The sequence below is a fragment of the Actinoplanes palleronii genome (assembly GCF_016862315.1).
Taxonomy (GTDB): domain Bacteria; phylum Actinomycetota; class Actinomycetes; order Mycobacteriales; family Micromonosporaceae; genus Actinoplanes; species Actinoplanes palleronii.
Map to the genome: position 1 here is coordinate 1 of NZ_BOMS01000113.1, position 2,653 is coordinate 2,653.

The window sequence follows — 2,653 nt, forward strand, 5'->3', positions numbered from 1 at the left end:
GGCGGTCCGGACCCCGGCGGACGCACGACATCTTGATTTTGTTCCGGATCGGCCGATTCTTCGGAAGGAGGTCGCTCACACCTCGGGAACTCGGTGGGGCTTCGGCGGAATCTCGTCGTAAGCTTCGGGAAACAACTGAATACCTCATCCAGAGGGGCAGAGGGAACGGCCCTGTGAAGCCCCGGCAACCACCGCGTATGTCTCGATGACGAGGCCGCGCGCGGCAGGTGCTAATTCCGTCCCCGCTTGTGGCAGGTCGCCGCCGGGGAAAGATGAGAGGAAGGCCTCGATGACGTCTGCCGTCAGCGCACCCACTGTCAGCACCACTTCGCCTGCTCGCGGGCTGATCTGCCGCGCGTGTGGCGCGGAGTTCCCGCTGGCCGCCCAGCATGCCTGTTTCGAGTGTTTCGGCCCGCTCGAGGTGGCCTATGACCAGGCCGCGCTCGCGCGGGTGACCCGGGCCGACATCGAGGCGGGCCCGCAGAACATCTGGCGCTACGCGGCGCTGCTGCCGGCCGGGCAGAACCCGGACACCCGGGTGACCCTGGACCCGGGGATGACACCGCTGGTGAGCGCGCCGGCGCTGGCCGAGCGGCTCGGCATCAGCGCGCCGCTCTGGATCAAGGACGATTCGCAGAACCCGACGCACTCGTTCAAGGACCGGGTCGTGTCGGTGGCTCTGACCGCGGCCAAGGAGCTCGGCTTCAAGCGGTTCTCCTGCGCGTCGACCGGCAACCTGGCCAACTCGGTCGCCGCGCACGCGGCCCGTGCCGGGGTGCCCAGCATCGTGTTCATCCCGGCCGACCTGGAGCCGGGCAAGGTCATCACGACCGCGGTCTACGGCGGTGAGCTGGTCGCGATCGAGGGTTCCTACGACGACGTGAACCGGCTCTGCGGCGAGCTGGTGGAGACCGACGAGTTCGAGGACACCGCGTTCGTGAACGTGAACGTCCGGCCGTTCTACGCGGAGGGCTCGAAGACGCTGGGGTACGAGGTGGCCGAGCAGCTCGGCTGGCGGATCCCGGCGCAGGTGGTCATCCCGATGGCGTCGGGTGAGCTGCTCACCAAGGTGGACAAGGCGTTCAGCGAGCTGGTCGAAATCGGACTGGTCGAGGCTCCGGAGGGTGGCTGGGCGGTGTTCGGCGCGCAGTCGGCCGGGTGCAATCCGATCGCGGTGGCGTTGCACAACGAGACCGACGTGATCACCCCGGTGAAGCCGACCGGGATCGCCAAGTCGCTGAACATCGGCGACCCGGCCGCCGGGGCGTACGCGATCGAGGCGGTCCGCCGCACCGGTGGCTGGATGGATTACGCGAACGACGACGAGATCCGGGCCGGTATCCGGCTGCTCGCCGAGACGACCGGTGTCTTCGCCGAGACGGCCGGTGGCACCACCGTCGCGGTGCTGCAGAAGCTGGTCGCCAGCGGCAAGCTGGACCCGGCCAAGGAGACGGTCGTCTACAACACCGGCGAGGGTCTGAAGACTCTCGACGCGATCGCCGGCCAGGTCGGGCCGACCCACCGGATCAAGCCGTCTCTGCGCGGCGCGCGCGAAGCTGGCCTGCTGGGATAACTCAGGGTGACCGGCGAGGAGCCGGTTGTCGAATATTCCTTCCTCCGAGGACTTGCGCGCCGATCTCCGGATCGGCAGGATGCTTGTCGCGGGAGGACGCGACGCCGTACGAGGCCCCTCACCTGAGCTTGGCGACAATCTCCGAGGGTCCCAACGACCCAGCGCTGACCCAATGGCATTCGTGCCGGAGGCGCTGTGCGTCCGTCCTCCCGACCAAATCCTCTTTCAGGCCCCACGGCGAGAGCGCCTGCGCCGGGCCCGCCGCAGCCATGGGCGCAGCGGGACATCTTCCGGGTAGCCGCCGTCGGTCAGGCCCGCCTGGCGCTCGAACCAGTTGCGGCAGCCCCAGGACCCGGTCGCCGCGTAGGACCAGCCACAAGCGACCCAGTAGGCCGGCCAGAAGAGCGGGCCGAGCACCGCGTACTGCCCGGCGTGCCGGCTCTCGTGGGCGAGCAGGGCGGCCCGATCGTCGTGCAGCAGCCACTCGGCGGACCGCCGGGTGATGACCACTGAGCCGACCGTGAAGCAGGCCGCCGGCGGCATCGGCAGCCGCCAGCCCTCGGCGATCAGCACGCCGTCGCGGCCGCGCCGGATCCTCGTCCGGGTGACCAGGGCGAGCAGCAGTCCGGCGCCGGTGGTCCCGTTCGCGGCGGTCAGCACCGTCCGCGCGAGAGGCCAGCGCCGGGCGGCCATCAGATCCGCCGGCGCATCTGCAACTGGGTGAGCACCGGCACCGTCGGATGCGGCTGGCGCACGCCGGTGTCTTCAAAACCCAATTTTTCGTACGCCCGGACAGCCCGATCGTTGCCGGTCACCACCTCGAGCATCAGCTCGTGCCGACCGGCCGCGGTGGACCAGTCGGCGATCGTCTCGACCAGCCGGGCGAGCAGCTTGCCGCCCCGGCACGCGGGTGTCAGGTAGACCGAGAAGACCACGGTGACCTGCGGCTCCTCCGCGATGATGGTGCCGCCGGCGTGCCCGGTGAGCGGGCCGGACCCGGGGTCGGTGACGAACTGGGCGAGCTCCGGGCCGGTCGCCGATCGGGCGAGCCGGTCCCGATAGCCGTCGTGCGGGCGGGGG

The 2,653-nt window shown here is 70.0% G+C and carries 3 protein-coding genes and 1 riboswitch; of the genes, 1 reads left to right on the forward strand and 2 read right to left on the reverse strand.

Annotated elements, in window-relative coordinates; all coding sequences use genetic code 11:
- The first annotated feature begins 141 nt into the window (after nt 1-141).
- A riboswitch (SAM riboswitch) is annotated at nt 142-279 on the forward strand.
- A 10-nt stretch (nt 280-289) separates the two neighbouring features.
- Entirely contained in the window at nt 290-1,573 is a 1,284-nt protein-coding gene (gene thrC, locus Apa02nite_RS35025) for a threonine synthase (RefSeq protein ID WP_067707270.1), read from the forward strand.
- Between the two features lie 225 nt (nt 1,574-1,798).
- On the opposite strand, the gene Apa02nite_RS35030 is transcribed toward thrC, so the two are convergent.
- On the reverse strand, nt 1,799-2,266 hold the full coding sequence (locus Apa02nite_RS35030) for a hypothetical protein (RefSeq protein WP_203828903.1): 468 nt from the start codon (nt 2,264-2,266) through the stop codon (nt 1,799-1,801).
- A partial coding sequence (locus Apa02nite_RS35035) for a GNAT family N-acetyltransferase (protein WP_203828904.1) occupies nt 2,266-2,653 on the reverse strand: 388 nt, incomplete at its 5' end. The genes Apa02nite_RS35030 and Apa02nite_RS35035, both read right to left, overlap by 1 nt.

Excerpts from the sequence above, each read along its gene's own strand:
- thrC (WP_067707270.1), top strand. The coding sequence starts at position 290 with ATGACGTCTGCCGTCAGCGCACCCACTGTCAGCACCACTTCGCCTGCT.
- Apa02nite_RS35030 (WP_203828903.1), bottom strand. The coding sequence starts at position 2,266 with ATGGCCGCCCGGCGCTGGCCTCTCGCGCGGACGGTGCTGACCGCCGCG.